The sequence below is a fragment of the Streptomyces sp. NBC_00090 genome (genome assembly GCF_045160815.1).
Classification (GTDB): Bacteria; Actinomycetota; Actinomycetes; order Streptomycetales; family Streptomycetaceae; genus Streptomyces.
The window spans coordinates 5,322,478-5,339,454 of sequence record NZ_CP108224.1 but is presented as its reverse complement, the minus strand read 5'-3'; the positions used below and the strand labels follow the sequence as shown (position 1 = coordinate 5,339,454).

Sequence of the window (16,977 nt, the reverse complement as noted above, 5' to 3'; positions counted from 1 at the left end):
CCCGATGTCCGATGCCGCCAAGCGCACGGCCCGCACCGTCCTCCAGTCCGCCGTCGGCATCGCCGTCGTGCTCCCCGCCATCGTCGACGCGTCCGGCGTCCCCGCGACCCTCCCCTGGGTCGCCGGGGCGCTGGCCGTCGCCGGCGGACTGGCCCGGGTGATGGCCCTCGACCTGGTGCAGAACCTGCTGCCGTCCTGGCTGCGCAGCACCCCGAGCGCCGCGTCCTCCCCGGGAGGTGCCGATGACCGAGTCTGATCCGAACGACCCCGTCGCCGTCGCCCTCGAACTGGAACGCCTCCGCGGCACCCTGGAGGCCGGCTTCGCCCGCGTCGACGGCTCGCTCGCGCTGCTCGTGCAGCGCAGCGACCAGACCGACAAGCAGCTGGCCGACCACGAGGCCCGGCTCGACGCGCTGGAGCGCGCCCGCTGGCCGCTGGCCAGCATCGCCGCGCTCACGGCGAGCGCCGGCGTGCTCGTCGCGGTCTGGGAACTGGCCGCGAGGTGACGGGGCCCGGATGACGAAGTCCGGATGAGAACGCCGAAGGGCGGTCACCCACACGGGGTGACCGCCCTTCGGTTCGCACTACTTACTGGTTGTACGGACCGTAGTCGTAGTCCTCCAGCGGAACGGCCTGGCCGGAGCCCGAGCCGAACGGCGAGTAGTCGATGTCGTCGTAGCCGACGGCCGAGTACATCGCGGCCTTGGCCTCTTCGGTCGGCTCGACCCGGATGTTGCGGTAGCGGGCGAGGCCCGTACCGGCCGGGATGAGCTTACCGATGATGACGTTCTCCTTGAGGCCGACCAGGGAGTCCGACTTGGCGTTGATCGCCGCGTCGGTCAGAACCCGGGTCGTCTCCTGGAAGGACGCCGCCGACAGCCACGACTCGGTGGCGAGCGAGGCCTTGGTGATACCCATCAGCTGCGGACGGCCGGAGGCGGGGTGACCGCCCTCGGTGACCACACGACGGTTCTCGGTCTCGAACTTCGAGCGCTCGACGAGCTCGCCCGGCAGCAGCTCCGCGTCGCCGGACTCGATGATCGTCACGCGGCGCAGCATCTGCCGGATGATGATCTCGATGTGCTTGTCGTGGATCGACACGCCCTGCGAGTTGTAGACCTTCTGGACCTCGGCGACCAGGTGGACCTGGACCGCGCGCTGACCGAGGATACGCAGCACGTCGTGCGGGTTGGTGGCACCCACGGTGAGCTTCTGGCCCACCTCGACGTGGTCGCCCTCGCCCACGAGCAGACGGGCACGCTTCGAGATCGGGAACGCCGTCTCGTCGGTGCCGTCGTCCGGGGTGACGACGATCTTCTTGGTCTTCTCGGTCTCCTCGATACGGATGCGGCCGGCCGCCTCCGAGATCGGGGCGACACCCTTGGGCTGACGAGCCTCGAAGAGCTCGACGACACGGGGCAGACCCTGGGTGATGTCGTCACCGGCCACACCACCGGTGTGGAAGGTACGCATCGTCAGCTGGGTACCGGGCTCACCGATGGACTGGGCGGCGATGATGCCGACCGCCTCACCGATGTCGACCAGCTTGCCGGTGGCGAGCGAACGGCCGTAGCAGAACGCACAGGTACCGACGGCGGACTCACAGGTCAGGACCGAGCGGGTCTTGACCTCCTCGACGCCCGCGTTGACGAGGGCGTCGATGAGCACGTCACCCAGGTCGACGTTGGCCGGCGCGATGACCTTGCCGTCGACGACGACGTCCTCGGCGAGCATCCGCGCGTACACGGAGGTCTCGACGTCGTCCGTCTTCCGCAGGACACCGGTCTCGTCCTTGGCCGCGATCCGCAGCTTCAGACCGCGCTCGGTGCCACAGTCCTCCTCGCGGATGATGACGTCCTGCGAGACGTCCACCAGACGACGGGTCAGGTAACCCGAGTCGGCGGTACGCAGGGCGGTGTCGGCGAGACCCTTACGGGCACCGTGCGTGGAGATGAAGTACTCGAGGACGGTGAGGCCCTCGCGGAACGACGCCTTGATGGGACGCGGGATGGTCTCGTTCTTGGCGTTCGACACCAGACCACGCATACCGGCGATCTGACGCATCTGCATCATGTTTCCTCGGGCACCCGAGTCAACCATCATGAAGATGGGGTTCGTCTTGGGGAAGTTCGCGTTCATCGCCTCGGCAACCTCGTTGGTCGCCTTGGTCCAGATCGCGATGAGCTCCTGCGTGCGCTCTTCCTTGGTGATCAGGCCGCGCTCGTACTGCTTCTGGACCTTCTCGTCCTGCGCCTCGTAGCCCTTGACGATCTCCTTCTTCGCCTCGGGAACGACGACGTCGGAGATGGCCACGGTGACGCCGGAACGGGTCGCCCAGTAGAAGCCAGCCGCCTTCAGGTTGTCGAGCGTCGCCGCCACGATGACCTTGGGGTAGCGCTCGGCGAGGTCGTTGACGATCTCGGAGAGCTGCTTCTTGCCGACGGAGTAGTCGACGAACGGGTAGTCCTCGGGCAGCAGCTCGTTGAAGAGCGCGCGGCCCAGGGTCGTCCGCAGACGGAACGAGTCACCCTGCTGCCACTCACCGGCGGCGACGCTGTCGTCACCCTCCTCCGTGACCGGGGGAACCCAGCCGCGGGGAGCGACGGTGCCGACGGGGAAGCGGATGTCGATCTCCGACTGGAGCGCAAGCTCGCCGGCGTCGAACGCCATGATCGCCTCGGCCGTGGAACCGAACGCTCGGCCCTCGCCCTTGGTGTCACGGAGCTCACCGTCGGTGGTCAGGAAGAACAGACCGAGGACCATGTCCTGGGTCGGCATCGTGACCGGACGGCCGTCGGCGGGCTTCAGGATGTTGTTCGAGGACAGCATCAGGATGCGGGCCTCGGCCTGCGCCTCCGCGGAGAGCGGCAGGTGCACGGCCATCTGGTCACCGTCGAAGTCCGCGTTGAACGCGGTGCAGACGAGCGGGTGGATCTGGATGGCCTTGCCCTCGACCAGCTGGGGCTCGAAGGCCTGGATGCCGAGGCGGTGCAGCGTGGGCGCACGGTTCAGCAGAACCGGGTGCTCGGCGATGACCTCTTCGAGGACGTCGTACACGACCGTGCGGCCGCGCTCGACCATCCGCTTGGCGCTCTTGATGTTCTGCGCGTGGTTCAGGTCGACCAGGCGCTTCATCACGAACGGCTTGAAGAGCTCCAGCGCCATGGCCTTCGGCAGACCGCACTGGTGCAGCTTCAGCTGCGGACCGACGACGATGACGGAACGCGCGGAGTAGTCCACACGCTTACCGAGCAGGTTCTGACGGAATCGACCCTGCTTACCCTTCAGCATGTCGCTGAGGGACTTCAGCGGACGGTTGCCGGGGCCCGTGACCGGGCGACCACGACGGCCGTTGTCGAAGAGGGCGTCGACCGCCTCCTGGAGCATCCGCTTCTCGTTGTTCACGATGATCTCGGGGGCACCGAGGTCGAGCAGACGCTTCAGACGGTTGTTGCGGTTGATCACACGGCGGTACAGGTCGTTCAGGTCGGAGGTCGCGAAGCGGCCACCGTCCAGCTGCACCATCGGACGCAGGTCCGGCGGGATCACCGGCACGCAGTCGAGAACCATGCCCTTGGGGCTGTTCGCGGTCTGCAGGAACGCGGAGACGACCTTGAGGCGCTTGAGCGCACGGGTCTTCTTCTGGCCCTTGCCGGTACGGATGATCTCGCGGAGGCGCTCGGCCTCCTCCTCCAGGTCGAAGGACTCCAGGCGCTTCTGCAGCGCCGCGGCACCCATCGAACCGTCGAAGTACGTGCCGAAGCGGTCACGCAGCTCGCGGTAGAGGAGCTCGTCGCCCTCCAGGTCCTGGACCTTGAGGTTCTTGAAGCGCGACCAGACCTCGTCCAGACGGTCGATCTCGCGCTGCGCACGGTCGCGCAGCTGCTTCATCTCGCGCTCGGCACCCTCGCGCACCTTGCGGCGCACGTCGGCCTTGGCACCCTCGGCCTCGAGCTCGGCCAGGTCGTTCTCGAGCTTCTTGGCGCGGGCCTCCAGGTCGGAGTCGCGACGGTTCTCGATCTGCTGACGCTCGACGGAGACGTGCGCCTCGAGGGAGGGCAGGTCACGCGTACGACGCTCGTCGTCGACGAACGTGATCATGTACGCCGCGAAGTAGATGACCTTCTCGAGGTCCTTCGGGGCGAGGTCGAGCAGGTATCCGAGGCGCGACGGGACGCCCTTGAAGTACCAGATGTGGGTGACGGGAGCGGCGAGCTCGATGTGGCCCATCCGCTCACGACGCACCTTGGCGCGGGTGACCTCGACGCCACACCGCTCACAGATGATGCCCTTGAAGCGGACACGCTTGTACTTGCCGCAGTAGCACTCCCAGTCCCGGGTCGGACCGAAGATCTTCTCGCAGAAGAGTCCGTCCTTCTCGGGCTTGAGCGTGCGGTAGTTGATGGTCTCCGGCTTCTTGACCTCGCCGTGGCTCCACTGACGGATGTCGTCAGCGGTAGCCAGACCGATCCGGAGCTCGTCGAAGAAGTTGACGTCGAGCACTATGCGTCAATCCCTCTCAGGGTTGTAAGTCTTGGGGTCTGGAACGGGGGTCCTGGGGCCGGCCGGGGGTTCATCGCTGAACCCCCGGTCCGGACTCCCGTCAGACCTCTTCGACGCTGCTCGGCTCGCGCCGGGACAGGTCGATACCGAGCTCCTCCGCTGCGCGGAAGACGTCCTCGTCGGTGTCGCGCATCTCGATGGACATGCCGTCCGAGGAGAGCACCTCCACGTTGAGGCACAGGGACTGCATCTCCTTGATGAGCACCTTGAAGGACTCGGGGATGCCGGGCTCAGGGATGTTCTCGCCCTTGACGATGGCCTCGTAGACCTTCACGCGGCCGGTCACGTCGTCGGACTTGATCGTCAGCAGCTCCTGGAGGGCGTACGCGGCGCCATAAGCCTCCAGCGCCCACACCTCCATCTCACCGAAGCGCTGGCCACCGAACTGGGCCTTACCACCCAGCGGCTGCTGGGTGATCATCGAGTAGGGACCGGTCGACCGAGCGTGCAGCTTGTCGTCGACCAGGTGGTGGAGCTTGAGGATGTACATGTACCCGACGGAGATCGGGTCCGGGAACGGCTCGCCGGAGCGGCCGTCGAAGAGACGCGCCTTACCGGTCGGGAGCACCATGCGCTCGCCGTCGCGGTTCGGGATGGTGTGCTGGAGCAGACCCGCGAGCTCGTCCTCACGCGCACCGTCGAAGACCGGGGTGGCGACGTTGGTGCCGGGGGCGACCTTGTCGGCGCCGATCACCTGGAGGCGCTGCGCCCACTCGTCCGCGAGGCCGGAGACGTCCCAGCCGCGGCTGGCGAGCCAGCCGAGGTGGATCTCCAGGACCTGTCCCGGGTTCATTCGGGACGGGACACCCAGCGGGTTGAGGATGATGTCGACCGGGGTGCCGTCCTCCAGGAACGGCATGTCCTCGATCGGCAGGATCTTCGAGATGACGCCCTTGTTGCCGTGACGGCCGGCGAGCTTGTCACCGTCGGTGATCTTGCGCTTCTGGGCGACGTAGACGCGGACCAGCTGGTTCACGCCCGGGGGAAGCTCGTCGCCCTCCTCGCGGTCGAAGACGCGGACGCCGATGATCTTGCCGATCTCGCCGTGCGGCACCTTCAGCGAGGTGTCACGGACCTCACGGGCCTTCTCACCGAAGATCGCGCGGAGCAGGCGCTCCTCCGGGGTCAGCTCGGTCTCACCCTTGGGCGTGACCTTGCCGACGAGGATGTCGCCGGCGACGACCTCGGCACCGATACGGATGATGCCGCGCTCGTCGAGGTCGGCGAGGACCTCCTCGGAGACGTTCGGGATGTCCCGGGTGATCTCCTCCGGGCCGAGCTTGGTGTCACGGGCGTCGACCTCGTGCTCCTCGATGTGGATCGAGGAGAGGACGTCGTCCTGCACGAGGCGCTGCGACAGGATGATCGCGTCCTCGTAGTTGTGACCCTCCCACGGCATGAACGCCACGAGCAGGTTCTTGCCGAGCGCCATCTCGCCGTCTTCGGTGGCGGGACCGTCGGCGAGGACCTGGCCCTCGATCACGCGGTCGCCCTCGTCGACGACGACCTTCTGGTTGACCGAGGTGCCCTGGTTCGAGCGCGAGAACTTGTGCAGGCGGTACGTGATGTACGTGCCGTCGTCGTTGGCGACCGTGACGTAGTCGGCCGACAGCTCCTGGACGACACCGTCCTTCTCGGCCTTGAGCACGTCGCCGGCGTCGGTGGCACAGCGGTACTCCATGCCGGTGCCGACGAGCGGGGCCTCCGACTTGATCAGCGGCACCGCCTGACGCATCATGTTCGCGCCCATGAGGGCACGGTTGGCGTCGTCGTGCTCGAGGAACGGGATCATGGCCGTCGCGACCGACACCATCTGGCGCGGCGAGACGTCCATGTAGTCCACCTCGGACGGCAGGACGTAGTCGACCTCGCCGCCACGCTTGCGCACCAGGACGCGGTTCTCGGTGAGCCGCATGTCGTCGTTGAGCGCGGCGTTGGCCTGCGCGATGACGAAGCGGTCCTCCTCGTCGGCGGTGACGTAGTCGACCTCGTCGGTGACCTGGCCGTCGACGACCTTGCGGTACGGCGTCTCGATGAAGCCGAACGCGTTGACGCGGCCGTACGAGGCGAGCGAACCGATCAGACCGATGTTCGGGCCTTCGGGGGTCTCGATCGGGCACATACGTCCGTAGTGGGACGGGTGCACGTCTCGGACCTCGAAGCCGGCCCGCTCACGGGACAGACCACCAGGGCCCAGCGCCGAGAGACGACGCTTGTGCGTCAGACCCGACAGCGGGTTGTTCTGGTCCATGAACTGGGACAGCTGGCTGGTGCCGAAGAACTCCTTGATGGAGGCGACGACCGGCCGGATGTTGATCAGGGTCTGCGGCGTGATCGCCTCGACGTCCTGGGTGGTCATGCGCTCACGCACGACGCGCTCCATACGAGCCAGACCCGTGCGGACCTGGTTCTGGATGAGCTCGCCGACGTTGCGCAGACGACGGTTGCCGAAGTGGTCGATGTCGTCGGTCTCGACGACGATCTCGTTGCCGTTCTCGCCGATCGTCTCGGTCTCGCCCGCGTGGAGCTTGACCAGGTACTTGATCGTGGCGATGACGTCGTCGGTGGTGAGCACGCCGGCGTCCAGCGGCTCGTCGGCGCCGAGCTTCTTGTTCACCTTGTAGCGGCCGACCTTCGCGAGGTCGTAGCGCTTCGGGTTGAAGTAGAGGTTCTCGAGCAGCGTCTGAGCGGCCTCACGGGTCGGCGGCTCGCCCGGACGCAGCTTGCGGTAGATGTCGAGCAGCGCGTCGTCCTGGCCCTGGGTGTGGTCCTTCTCCAGGGTGGCGCGCATGGACTCGTACTCGCCGAACTCCTGCAGGATCTGCTCGGTGGTCCAGCCGAGAGCCTTCAGCAGAACGGTGACCGACTGCTTGCGCTTGCGGTCGATGCGGACACCGACCAGGTCGCGCTTGTCGATCTCCATCTCCAGCCAGGCACCCCGGGACGGGATGATCTTGGCGGAGAAGATGTCCTTGTCGGACGTCTTGTCGATCGAGGAGTCGAAGTAGACGCCCGGCGATCGGACCAGCTGCGACACGACGACACGCTCGGTGCCGTTGATGACGAAGGTGCCCTTGTTGGTCATGAGCGGGAAGTCGCCCATGAAGACCGTCTGAGACTTGATCTCGCCGGTCTCGTTGTTGGTGAACTCGGCGGTGACGAAGAGCGGGGCGCCGTACGTGAAGTCACGGTCCTTGCACTCGTCGATCGAGTTCTTCGGCGGCTCGAAGCGGTGGTCGCGGAAGGTCAGCGACATCGACCCGGAGAAGTCCTCGATCGGCGAGATCTCCTCGAAGATCTCTTCCAGGCCGGACTTCGTGGGGACGTCCTGTCCCGACTCAAGGGCAGCCTCGACGCGAGCCTTCCAGGCGGCGTTACCGAGCAGCCAGTCAAAGCTCTCGGTCTGCAGCGCGAGGAGGTTCGGAACCTCGAGGGGCTCCTTGATCTTTGCAAAGGAGATGCGCAGCGGGGCGGTGCTTGCGCCGTTGTTCGTATTGGTCGAGGCGTTGCGCGAGGCGGCCAAGAGGGGGTCCTTCCGAGGGCTCGGACTCACTACGCGCGTACCGGTCCCCAGCAATGCTTTGCGGCAGACTTTTCCTGAGATGACCAAAAGGCCAGTTCAGACGGGGTCGGTCCACGAAGCGGATGCGAAGGTATGCCCCTGGTGACGGGCAGAGGGCAGCTAACAGGCAGCGCAAAGGGTCAGTGTAGCCACTTGGCTCACTGATGTCCAGGGCGAATAATTCGCGACCCTCGTTGCTCTCAACTCCGCGCTACTCGCGCCGTGCGGCGCACCTCGATACTGCCCGTTCGGTCGTCGATCCATGCCTCGGATACGGATCGTTGTGACGACGCGTCCTGAGAATTGCGCGCTGCGTGCGGTTCGTCAAGGCCCCCCGGTCTGCGGGGCGCACGGCGAAGATCACCATACTCCGCTTCCGGCGGCCCTCACGGACCCCGCCACGCCCTTCCCGGGGAACGCCGAAAGGCGACCACCCACAAGGGTGATCGCCTTTCGGTGCTCCCGCGTTACACGGGGGCAGGAGTCAGCTCAGCGAGCCGAAACGGTCTTACTTGACCGTGACGGAGGCGCCGGCGGCCTTGAGGGACTCGGCAGCCTTCTCGGCGGCCTCCTTCGCGACCTTCTCGAGGACCGGCTTCGGGGTGCCGTCGACGAGGTCCTTGGCCTCCTTGAGGCCCAGGGAGGTGAGCTCACGCACGACCTTGATGACCTGGATCTTCTTGTCGCCGGCACCCTCGAGGATGACGTCGAACTCGTCCTGCTCGGCCTCGGGCTCGGCGGCAGCGCCACCCACGGCGGGGCCGGCAACGGCGACGGCCGCGGCGGCGGTGACGTCGAACTTGTCCTCGAAGGCCTTCACGAACTCGGAGAGCTCGATGAGGGTCATCTCCTCGAACTGGGCGAGGAGGTCGTCCTGAGAGAGCTTCGCCATGATGGGCGATCCTTCCACTAATTCGGCAGGTGCCGGATGTATGTAGAGGCGGGCGTAACGGCCCGCTGCGACCCGCGCACTAGGCGGCGCGGATCAATGCGCGAGCCGAATTACTCGGCACCGCCCTGCTCGGCGAGCTTGACGCGAAGCGCCTCCGCGGTGCGGACGAACTTCGACGGCAGCGCCTGGAAGAGCGAGGCAGCCTGAGACTGCTTGCCCTTGAACGCGCCGGCCAGCTTGCTGAGCAGAACCTCGCGGGACTCGAGGTCCGCAAGCTTCTTGATCTCATCGGCGGTCAGCGCCTTACCGTCAAGGACACCGCCCTTGATGATGAGGTTCGGGTTCTCCTTGGCGAAGTCACGAAGACCCTTCGCCGACTCCACCGGGTCACCGGTGATGAAGGCAGCGCCCGTCGGACCGGTGAACTGGTCGTCGAGCGAGGTGATCCCGGCCTCGTTGGCCGCAATCTTGGTCAGCGTGTTCTTCACCACGGCGTACTGGGCGTTCTCACCGAGCGAACGACGCAGCGTCTTGAGCTGCGCAACGGTGAGACCCCGGTACTCGGTCAGCACAACGGCGCTCGAGCTCTGGAACTTGTCCTTGAGCTCGGCTACCGCGGCAGCCTTGTCGGGCCTTGCCATGAGCGTCGGCCTCCTTCCGGGTGATGGGACCGCGCGGAAGGGGCTGAACAAAACAAAACGCCCCGGCGCAGGCGCACGGGGCTGAGCTCGACCGAATCACAAGGAGTCGGGAACTCTTCCACAGTCACCTGCGCGGGTCGTCCGCATCTCAGCGAATCCTTCGGCCACCGCACCCTTAATGGGAGCAGCGACGACCAGCGGTCTTTGGCTTCTGTGGAAGCGTACGTGACGGGGTGCGGTTCGGGCAAATCAGCCCTGGCCGGCGTCCTCGCCGAGGCCCTCGAGCATCTCCATGAAGTCGAAGGTGTCCTTGGCCGGCGGGGCCTCGACGCTCGTCTTCGTGCCGTAGTCGGAGTAGAAGGCGGTCATGTTCATCTTGCCCTCGGGCATCTTCATGCCGACGACCATCTTGACCGGGTAGCCGTCGCCGTTGACCCAGAGCTCGGTGTCGTAGCCCTTGATCCCCGACTCCTTCATGGTCGCGACGAGCTTGTCGCGGTCCGCCTTCGGGAGGCCGTCGAGGCTCTTGTTGGCGTTCAGCATGTCCTCGAAGGCGATCGAGCCCTTGTAGTGCTGGGCGTCGACGCCCTCGACCTTCTCCGGGCCGATGTGCTTGATGCCCGGGGCCTCGAGGAGGAGCGCGAGCTGCTGGGCCGGGTCCTGGTTCATGCCGCCCAGGCCCTGCGACATCGACTTCCCCAGGACGGCGTCGGACTCCTTCGCCATCCCGGCGAAGTCCATCTTCATCCAGCGCTTGCCGTCCATCTCGGCGGCCTGCTCGGCGCCCATGTCCATGTACATGACGTCGTCACGCATGATCATGCGGATCTTCTCGGGCATTCCCGCGGCATCCGCGCCGGCGAACATGCCCCCGGACATGGTCACGTCCATCGCGGCCGGGTCCCAGCCCTGCACCCCGGTCATGGTGGTGGTGCCGGAGCCCGGGCCGGCACCCGTCATCTCGATCGTCATCCGGATCTTCGCGGCCTTGGCCTCGGAGGTCTTCGTGTACGCGGCCTGGATGACCTTGGTGACGTCCTCCAGGCTCTGCGTCTGCGGCTTGGCGGGCGCGTCGGCCGCCTTCGTACCGTCGTCCTGACAGCCCGCGACACCCGTCACGACGGCCGTGGCCGTCAGGGCGACGCCCGCGCGCTTCCATGCGGACATGCTCATGAGTGTTCCCCACCCCTTGATCAACGTCTTTACGGTTCTTTGAACCGTAACAAAGAACAGGCCCCCGCCTCTCCGAGAAGAGGCGAGGGCCTGTTGACCACTCAGTGAACCGGTGAGGTTCAGACCGCGGCCGGGTCCTCCTCGACGAGGAGGTTACGGGTGCGGTTGGAGTCCAGCGGGATGCCGGGGCCCATGGTCGTCGTCAGGGTCGCCTTCTTGATGTAGCGGCCCTTGGCGGCGGACGGCTTCAGACGGAGGATCTCCTCCAGCGCCGCGGCGTAGTTCTCGACCAGCTTCGTCTCGTCGAAGGAGACCTTGCCGATGATGAAGTGCAGGTTCGAGTGCTTGTCGACGCGGAACTCGATCTTGCCGCCCTTGATGTCGTTGACAGCCTTCGCGACATCGGGGGTGACGGTGCCGACCTTGGGGTTCGGCATGAGACCACGCGGGCCGAGGACGCGGCCGAGGCGGCCGACCTTGCCCATGAGGTCCGGGGTGGCCACAACGGCGTCGAACTCGTTCAGGCGGTTGCCCTTGGAGATCTCGTCGATGAGCTCGTCGGAACCGACGATGTCGGCGCCAGCGGCGATCGCGGCCTCGGCACGGTCACCGGTCGCGAAGACCAGGACCCGGGCGGTCTTACCGGTGCCGTGCGGGAGGTTCACGGTGCCACGGACCATCTGGTCGGCCTTGCGCGGGTCGACGCCCAGGCGGAAGGCGACCTCGACGGTGCCGTCGAACTTGGTGGCGGCGGTGTCCTTGGCGAGACGGACGGCCTCGAGGGGAGCGTAGTTCCGCTCGCGGTCGACCTTGGCGTCCGCGCTGCGGAGAGCCTTGCTGCGCTTCACTTCTTCTCCTGTTGGTTCAGGTGTGGAGTCGTGGTGCGGGCCAGCGCCGGCCCTACCACTGAGGTCACAAGGGGGGTGATCAGCCCTCGACGGTGATGCCCATGGAACGGGCGGTACCGGCGATGATCTTGGACGCGGCGTCCAGGTCATTGGCGTTCAGGTCGGGCAGCTTGACCGTGGCGATCTCGCGGACCTGAGCGGCCGTGAGCTTCGCGACCTTGGTCTTGTGCGGCTCGCCGGAGCCCTTGTCCACACCAGCGGCCTTGAGGATCAGCTTCGCGGCCGGCGGAGTCTTGGTGATGAAGGTGAAGGTGCGGTCCTCGTAGACCGTGATCTCCACCGGCACGACCATGCCACGCTGCGACTCGGTCGCGGCGTTGTAGGCCTTGCAGAACTCCATGATGTTGACGCCGTGCTGACCCAGCGCGGGGCCGACCGGCGGGGCCGGGTTGGCCGCACCAGCGTTGATCTGGAGCTTGATAAGCCCCGTGACCTTCTTCTTCTTGGGAGGCATTGCTCTCTCCGGGTCCTAGTGAGAGTGTTCAGCCCGCCTTCCGGTCATCCGGATGCAGGCATACCGCACAACGATAACGGGTATAGACGCGCGGCTAAAAACCGAGCAGGTCAGAGCGGCTGCGAGAGCCACTCTGACCTGGTCGGAAGACGGTGAGATCAGTTCTTCTGGATCTGGTCGAAGCTGAGCTCGACCGGGGTCTCGCGACCGAAGATCTCGACGAGGCCCTTGACCTTCTTCGAGTCCGGGTTGATCTCGTTGATCGTGGCCTGGAGGGTCGCGAAGGGACCGTCCGTGACCGTGACCGAGTCGCCGACCTCGAAGTCCAGCACCTGGACCTCCAGCTTGCGGGCCGGAGCCGGCTTGCCCTCGGCCTCGGCGGCCTCGCGGGCGGCCTTCTCCTCGGCCTCCGGGGCGAGCATCTTGACGATCTCGTCCAGGGTCAGCGGGTACGGGTCGTAGGCGTTGCCCACGAAGCCGGTGACGCCGGGGGTGTTGCGGACGACGCCCCAGGACTCGTTCGTCAGGTCCATGCGGACGAGAACGTAGCCGGGAAGCTTGTTCTGCTTGACGTTCTTCCGCTCGCCGCCCTTGATCTGGACGATCTCTTCCTCGGGGACCTCGGCCTGGTAGATGAAGTCCTCGACGTTGAGCGAGACGGCACGCTGCTCGAGGTTGGCCTTCACGCGCTTCTCGTAGCCCGCGTAGGTGTGGATGACGTACCACTCGCCGGGAAGGGTGCGGAGTTCCTCGCGGAGCGCGGCGACCGGGTCGACCGGGGCGGCCGGCTCGGCCTCCTCCTCGGTCTCGTCCGCGGCGTCCTCGACCTCGACGGACTCCTCGTCGTCGGACTCGTCGGACTCGTCCGACTCGCCTTCCTCGGCCTCGACGTCGGCGTCGGACTCCTCGTCGGAATCCTCGGTCTCTTCGGCCTCCGCCTCGTCCTCGTCCTCGACGTGGAGAGCGGCTTCCTCGGCGGCTTCGCCCGCAGCGTCGTCAGCAGCGTCGGCCTGGTCCTCGTCGGCGGCCTCGACGATGTCCAGCTCGTCCTCGACGGGCTCGGACTCGAAGGCGTCGTTCAGGTTCGCGTCAGACACGGTGGCTGCTTCTTCCTGCGATACAGATGGGGTGGAACAAAAAGTCAGCCGAAGACGTACTTGACTGCTTCCTGGAAGCCATAGTCAATCACGGTGACAAGGCCGATCATGATGACGACGAAGATAATCACCACAGTGGTGTACGACGTCAGCTGGCTACGAGTGGGCCAGACGACCTTGCGGAGCTCCGCGACGATCTGGCGGTAGAAGAGCGCGAGACGGCCCAGGGGGCCCTTCTTGCCGCGCTTGCCGCCCTTACGAGCCTTCTTCTTCGACTCTGCGGCCTCGTCATCGGCATCAGGCATGTCGATGGAGCCTACGGCGTCCGTCACGATCTCTCACCTGATTCCGGGTCGGCCGTGCCGCGCCCGGGTGGAGCCGCACGGCGGTGCAATGAAGTACGTACATGCGCACAACACCTGGCGGTGTGTGTAGCAGGGCCGGAGGGACTTGAACCCCCAACCGCCGGTTTTGGAGACCGGTGCTCTACCAATTGAGCTACGACCCTTTGTTGGTGTCCCTCAACCTACCGCATCGTGAGATGTGGTCGGTGCGGGCCAACGAGCAGTGAGCATACGTGGTCATGGGGGTCCGCGTCGAACAGAAACCACGCCGACCTGCCGCAGGACGCGCGTACGACCGGGAATGACCGTTCCTGTCCGGTCCGTGAAACCTGTGTGCCGGGCTCCGAGCCTGTCTGGGACGATGGGCCGCATGAGCGCTGCTACCCCTCCCACCGAGCGTCGGGTCTCCGCCCGGATCGGTGCGATCTCCGAGTCCGCCACCCTCGCCGTCGATGCCAAGGCCAAGGCCCTCAAGGCCGCCGGACGCCCGGTGATCGGTTTCGGCGCCGGTGAGCCCGACTTCCCGACTCCCGACTACATCGTCGAGGCGGCCGTCGAGGCCTGCAGGAACCCGAAGTACCACCGCTACACGCCGGCCGGCGGTCTGCCCGAGCTGAAGGCCGCGATCGTCGCCAAGACGCTGCGCGACTCCGGCTACGAGGTCGACGCCTCCCAGGTCCTGGTGACCAACGGCGGCAAGCAGGCGATCTACGAGGCCTTCGCCGCGATCCTCGACCCGGGCGACGAGGTCATCGTCCCGGCTCCGTACTGGACGACGTACCCCGAGTCGATCCGCCTCGCCGGCGGCGTCCCGGTGGAGGTCGTGGCCGACGAGACCACCGGCTACCGGGTCTCGGTGGAGCAGCTGGAGGCCGCCCGTACGGAGAAGACCAAGGTCGTCCTCTTCGTGTCGCCCTCCAACCCGACCGGCGCGGTGTACCCCGAGGCCGACGCCGAGGCGATCGGCCGCTGGGCCGTCGAGCACGGCCTGTGGGTGCTGACCGACGAGATCTACGAGCACCTGGTCTACGGCGACGCGAAGTTCACCTCGCTGCCGACGATCGTGCCCGAGCTGCGCGACAAGTGCATCGTGGTCAACGGTGTGGCGAAGACGTACGCGATGACGGGCTGGCGCGTCGGGTGGATCGTGGGCCCGAAGGACGTCGTGAAGGCCGCGACGAACCTCCAGTCGCACGCCACGTCCAACGTGAGCAACGTCGCGCAGATCGCCGCCCTCGCCGCCGTCGCGGGCAACCTGGACGCGGTCGCGGAGATGCGCACCGCCTTCGACCGGCGCCGCCAGACCATCGTGCGGATGCTGAACGAGATCGAGGGCGTGTACTGCCCGACGCCGGAGGGCGCGTTCTACGTGTACCCCTCGGTGAAGGCGCTGCTCGGCAAGGAGATCCGCGGCAAGCGCCCGGAGACCTCGGTCGAGCTCGCGGCCCTCATCCTCGACGAGGCCGAGGTCGCGGTCGTCCCGGGCGAGGCCTTCGGCACGCCGGGCTACCTGCGCCTGTCGTACGCGCTGGGCGACGAGGACCTGGTGGAGGGCGTGTCCCGCATGCAGAAGCTCCTCGCCGAGGCGACCGACTGACATCAGTCCTTGCCGCGGGCCCCCGGTTCTTCGGAACCGGGGGCCCGTTTTTGCGTTCTAGCAAGGTCCCGATCGGGGAAAGGGGGTGCCTTGGTCCATTCGGGTGCGGCAGGATCGGCCAATGGAGCACGTTCGCGACATCACCCTGCTGCCCAAGGCCCATCTGCACCTGCACTTCACCGGTTCGATGCGGCCCACGACGCTCATCGAGCTGGCCGACAAGTACGGCGTCCACCTCCCCGAGGCACTGAGCAGCGGCACGCCTCCCAAGCTGCGGGCGACCGACGAACGCGGCTGGTTCCGCTTCCAGCGCCTGTACGACATCGCGCGCTCCTGCCTGCGCGAGCCCGACGACATCCGGCGGCTCGTCCGCGAGGCGGCCGAGGAGGACGTCAGGGACGGCTCCGGGTGGCTGGAGATCCAGGTCGACCCCACCTCGTACGCGCCGCTGCTGGGCGGGCTGATCGCGGCCATGGAGATCATCCTCGACGCGGTCGACTCGGCCGCCCGGGAGACCGGGCTCGGGATGCGGGTCCTCGTCGCGGCGAACCGGATGAAGCATCCCCTGGAGGCGCGGACGCTCGCGCGGCTCGCGGTGCGGTACGCGGACCGGGGCGTGGTCGGCTTCGGGCTCTCCAACGACGAGCGGCGCGGCATGGCTCGCGATTTCGACCGGGCGTTCTCGATCGCCCGGGACGGGGGTCTGCTCGCGGCCCCGCACGGCGGCGAGCTGACGGGCCCCGCCTCGGTACGGGACTGCCTGGACGATCTGCGGGCCTCGCGGGTCGGTCACGGGGTGCGGTCGGCGGAGGACCCGCGGCTGCTGCGGAAGCTCGCGGAGCGCGGGGTGACCTGCGAGGTCTGCCCGGCGTCGAACGTGGCGCTCGGCGTGTACGAGAGGCACGAGGACGTTCCGCTGCGGACGCTCTTCGAGGCGGGCGTGCCGATGGCGCTGGGCGCGGACGATCCGCTGCTCTTCGGCTCGCGGCTCGCCGCGCAGTACGAGATCGCCCGCCGGCACCACGGGTTCACGGACGAGGAACTGGCGGAGCTGGCCCGTCAGTCGGTGCGGGGCTCGGCGGCCCCGGAGGGCGTCCGGGCGAAGCTGCTCGCGGGGATCGACGACTGGATCACCGGCTGAACCGGCTGATCCCCCCGACCAGGGTGCGGGCGATCGAGCGCGCGAAGTCGTCGAGGGAGTCCGGCGGTCTGCCGTCCGGGGTCATCTCCCAGGCGAAGGCGCGCTGGGCGCAGGCCCCGAGGAGCAGGGAGGCGGCGGCCACGGGGTCGGCGTCGGGTCCGACGCGGCCGTGCCGCTGCTCGGCGCGCAGATAGGCGGCGAGGCCTTCGATGGGCTTGTGGGGGCCACTGCCGTACGCCCGCACGGCTTCCTCGTGGCGCCGCTTGAGCCGCGGTTCCGCGTAGAGGGAGGCGACGACCGGGAAGGTCTGCGCGTAGAAGAGCGCGGCCTGCCGGGCGATCTCGGTGAGGTTCTCCTCGACGCTTCGGCGGCCGGGGTCGGCGGCGAGCGTGTCGAGCAGTCCGCCGAGCTGGGGCAGCCGCTCGTCGAGGACCGTCAGGAACAGCTCTTCCTTGCTCGTGAAGTACTTGTAGAGCGCCGCTTCCGAGCAGCCGGCCGCCTTGGCGATCTCCTTGGTCGTGGTGCGGGCGAGCCCCACCGTCCGCATGAGGTCGCGCGCGGCGTCGACGATCCGTACGCGGGTCGGTTTCTGTTCCATGCATCCT

General features: G+C 67.1%; 14 protein-coding genes and 1 tRNA gene. 4 read left to right on the top strand and 11 right to left on the bottom strand.

Features of this window, described 5'->3' with window-relative positions:
• The first annotated feature begins 4 nt into the window (after positions 1–4).
• Both OG361_RS23925 and OG361_RS23920 read left to right on the top strand, forming a co-directional pair.
• Positions 5–256, top strand: coding sequence for a hypothetical protein (locus OG361_RS23925; RefSeq protein WP_405856645.1), 252 nt, complete (start codon positions 5–7; stop codon positions 254–256).
• Positions 243–506, top strand: coding sequence for a hypothetical protein (locus tag OG361_RS23920; RefSeq protein WP_056651295.1), 264 nt, complete (start codon positions 243–245; stop codon positions 504–506). The genes OG361_RS23925 and OG361_RS23920 overlap by 14 nt, the downstream gene beginning before the upstream one ends.
• 82 nt (positions 507–588) lie before the next feature.
• Here OG361_RS23920 and OG361_RS23915 read toward each other — a convergent pair whose 3' ends face one another.
• From OG361_RS23915 to OG361_RS23870, 10 genes are all read right to left on the bottom strand, one after another.
• Positions 589–4,503: a DNA-directed RNA polymerase subunit beta' gene (locus OG361_RS23915; RefSeq protein ID WP_125744742.1), complete on the bottom strand. Its 3,915-nt coding sequence runs from the start codon at positions 4,501–4,503 to the stop codon at positions 589–591.
• 100 nt (positions 4,504–4,603) lie between these two features.
• Complete coding sequence (gene rpoB, locus OG361_RS23910; RefSeq protein ID WP_384560087.1) at positions 4,604–8,086, bottom strand: DNA-directed RNA polymerase subunit beta; 3,483 nt, start codon at positions 8,084–8,086, stop codon at positions 4,604–4,606.
• A gap of 547 nt (positions 8,087–8,633) precedes the next feature.
• The gene (gene rplL / locus OG361_RS23905) at positions 8,634–9,017 is read right to left on the bottom strand and encodes a 50S ribosomal protein L7/L12 (protein ID WP_405856642.1); all 384 of its coding nucleotides are present in this window, start codon (positions 9,015–9,017) and stop codon (positions 8,634–8,636) included.
• 110 nt (positions 9,018–9,127) lie between these two features.
• Complete coding sequence (rplJ, locus tag OG361_RS23900; protein WP_024755372.1) at positions 9,128–9,658, bottom strand: 50S ribosomal protein L10; 531 nt, start codon at positions 9,656–9,658, stop codon at positions 9,128–9,130.
• Between the two features lie 249 nt (positions 9,659–9,907).
• Positions 9,908–10,831: a hypothetical protein gene (locus OG361_RS23895; RefSeq protein WP_405856640.1), complete on the bottom strand. Its 924-nt coding sequence runs from the start codon at positions 10,829–10,831 to the stop codon at positions 9,908–9,910.
• Between the two features lie 119 nt (positions 10,832–10,950).
• The gene (rplA, locus tag OG361_RS23890; protein ID WP_384560081.1) at positions 10,951–11,679 is read right to left on the bottom strand and encodes a 50S ribosomal protein L1; all 729 of its coding nucleotides are present in this window, start codon (positions 11,677–11,679) and stop codon (positions 10,951–10,953) included.
• A 79-nt stretch (positions 11,680–11,758) separates the two neighbouring features.
• Positions 11,759–12,193: a 50S ribosomal protein L11 gene (gene rplK / locus OG361_RS23885; RefSeq protein WP_015035536.1), complete on the bottom strand. Its 435-nt coding sequence runs from the start codon at positions 12,191–12,193 to the stop codon at positions 11,759–11,761.
• Between the two features lie 158 nt (positions 12,194–12,351).
• Positions 12,352–13,290: a transcription termination/antitermination protein NusG gene (nusG, locus tag OG361_RS23880; RefSeq protein ID WP_405856638.1), complete on the bottom strand. Its 939-nt coding sequence runs from the start codon at positions 13,288–13,290 to the stop codon at positions 12,352–12,354.
• A gap of 44 nt (positions 13,291–13,334) precedes the next feature.
• A complete protein-coding gene (gene secE / locus OG361_RS23875) occupies positions 13,335–13,622 on the bottom strand; it encodes a preprotein translocase subunit SecE (RefSeq protein ID WP_384560077.1) in 288 nt (95 codons plus the stop codon).
• Between the two features lie 103 nt (positions 13,623–13,725).
• A tRNA-Trp gene (locus OG361_RS23870) sits at positions 13,726–13,798 on the bottom strand.
• 206 nt (positions 13,799–14,004) lie between these two features.
• On the opposite strand from OG361_RS23870, the gene OG361_RS23865 reads away from it, so the two are divergent.
• Both OG361_RS23865 and OG361_RS23860 read left to right on the top strand, forming a co-directional pair.
• The gene (locus OG361_RS23865; protein ID WP_405856635.1) at positions 14,005–15,231 is read left to right on the top strand and encodes a pyridoxal phosphate-dependent aminotransferase; all 1,227 of its coding nucleotides are present in this window, start codon (positions 14,005–14,007) and stop codon (positions 15,229–15,231) included.
• A 121-nt stretch (positions 15,232–15,352) separates the two neighbouring features.
• Complete coding sequence (locus OG361_RS23860) at positions 15,353–16,372, top strand: adenosine deaminase (protein ID WP_384560073.1); 1,020 nt, start codon at positions 15,353–15,355, stop codon at positions 16,370–16,372.
• On the opposite strand, the gene OG361_RS23855 is transcribed toward OG361_RS23860, so the two are convergent.
• A complete protein-coding gene (locus OG361_RS23855) occupies positions 16,362–16,970 on the bottom strand; it encodes a TetR/AcrR family transcriptional regulator (protein WP_405856633.1) in 609 nt (202 codons plus the stop codon). The two genes, OG361_RS23860 and OG361_RS23855, sit on opposite strands and share 11 nt — an antisense overlap.
• Positions 16,971–16,977: the final 7 nt, after the last annotated feature.

Coding starts and splice junctions, on each gene's coding strand:
- OG361_RS23925 (WP_405856645.1), top strand. CDS start 5: ATGTCCGATGCCGCCAAGCGCACGGCCCGCACCGTCCTCCAGTCCGCC.
- OG361_RS23920 (WP_056651295.1), top strand. CDS start 243: ATGACCGAGTCTGATCCGAACGACCCCGTCGCCGTCGCCCTCGAACTG.
- rplL (WP_405856642.1), bottom strand. CDS start 9,017: ATGGCGAAGCTCTCTCAGGACGACCTCCTCGCCCAGTTCGAGGAGATG.
- rplJ (WP_024755372.1), bottom strand. CDS start 9,658: ATGGCAAGGCCCGACAAGGCTGCCGCGGTAGCCGAGCTCAAGGACAAG.
- OG361_RS23895 (WP_405856640.1), bottom strand. CDS start 10,831: ATGAGCATGTCCGCATGGAAGCGCGCGGGCGTCGCCCTGACGGCCACG.
- rplK (WP_015035536.1), bottom strand. CDS start 12,193: ATGCCTCCCAAGAAGAAGAAGGTCACGGGGCTTATCAAGCTCCAGATC.
- OG361_RS23865 (WP_405856635.1), top strand. CDS start 14,005: ATGAGCGCTGCTACCCCTCCCACCGAGCGTCGGGTCTCCGCCCGGATC.
- OG361_RS23860 (WP_384560073.1), top strand. CDS start 15,353: ATGGAGCACGTTCGCGACATCACCCTGCTGCCCAAGGCCCATCTGCAC.
- OG361_RS23855 (WP_405856633.1), bottom strand. CDS start 16,970: ATGGAACAGAAACCGACCCGCGTACGGATCGTCGACGCCGCGCGCGAC.